This is a genomic window from Formosa sejongensis, from assembly GCF_033447105.1.
In the GTDB taxonomy this organism is placed as follows: Bacteria; Bacteroidota; Bacteroidia; order Flavobacteriales; family Flavobacteriaceae; genus Formosa.
In genome coordinates this window covers 1-1,231 of sequence record NZ_JAWQUN010000054.1, presented here as the reverse complement: position 1 = coordinate 1,231, position 1,231 = coordinate 1, and the positions used below count along the sequence as shown (strand labels likewise).

Genomic DNA, 1,231 nt, shown 5'->3' with positions numbered 1-1,231 from the left:
TATTTTGATATTGTAAACCATAACTCATCAGAAGGTAAGGTCCATTTTTACTTAGAAGAGAAAAACGTGCTTCCCAAGGAGTACCAGTCAGAACTAGCCCAATCCAAAGGCTTCTTACCAGAGATAACAGTGGAGGATTTCCCTTTAAGAGGTAAATCCGTACTGCTTCATATAAAGCGTAGGCGCTGGACTCTTACAGATACAGGAGAGATCATCAAAAGAGATTGGAATTTAATAGCTAAAGGCACTCGGATAACTAGCGAGTTTGCCTCTTTTTTAAAAGGTATCTCTTGATTCTCACGCCGTAAGTGCAAAACGCTTTGGTGACTACTATAAAATTAATGGTAAAACTCTCCAGTATCACTACAAAAACCATCTTAGCGACTTCAAGGATTGGTCACAAAAAGAACACTCTCAAGACTGGCTGCTCTTTGGTAAGAATTTAGGTTACTATTTAAGTTTAGATGAAACTGCTTTATCCAACGGTGAACTCTACACTATTTTGACCAATAAAGAGGCTAACGGAAAGAAAGGTAGCATTGTAGCCATTATCAAAGGCACTAAAGCACAGGATGTCATCAATGTGATTAATAAAATCCCTGTAGAAAGACGAAATATAGTTAAGGAAGTCACTGTCGATATGGCGGGGAATATGAATTTGATTGCTAAAAAATGCTTCCCTAAAACAGAAATCGTGACCGATAGATTTCATGTTCAAAAACTAGCCACAGAAGCAGTTCAGGAAGAACGTATTCGATTAAGATGGGAAGTTATAGAGATTGAAAATAAAGCTATTGAAGGCGCTCGAAAAACAGAAAAAATACATAGACCTGAACTTCTCTCTAACGGAGATACACATAGACAGTTACTAGCTAGAAGTCGATATCTGTTATTTAAACCAAGAACCAAATGGACTACAACACAAATAGAAAGAGCTGAAATTTTGTTTCAACTATATCCAACTATTGAAAAAGCTTATAAGTTAGCTCAAGCATTAAGTTATATCTATGAAAACAACACCAATAAAGATGTAGCTAGACTAAAAATGGCACATTGGTATAACAAAGTAGAAAACTCTAATTTTAAGTCATTCAATACCATTGCAAGGTCTATACAGATGCATTACAAACCGATTTTGAACTATTTTAATAACAGAAGTACAAACGCATCGGCAGAATCTTTCAATGCCAAAATAAAGGAATTTAGAGCGCAATTTAGAGGTGTAAGAGAT

At 35.7% G+C, this 1,231-nt stretch carries 2 protein-coding genes; both read left to right on the top strand.

What is annotated here, in order from left to right; translation table 11 throughout:
- Nucleotides 1-294: ISAon1 family transposase N-terminal region protein (locus tag R6X41_RS19720; RefSeq protein WP_318502071.1), on the top strand; the 294-nt coding region annotated here is incomplete at its 5' end.
- A 43-nt stretch (nt 295-337) separates the two neighbouring features.
- The coding region (locus R6X41_RS19715; protein WP_318502072.1) for an ISAon1 family transposase at nt 338-1,231 on the top strand (894 nt) is incomplete at its 3' end.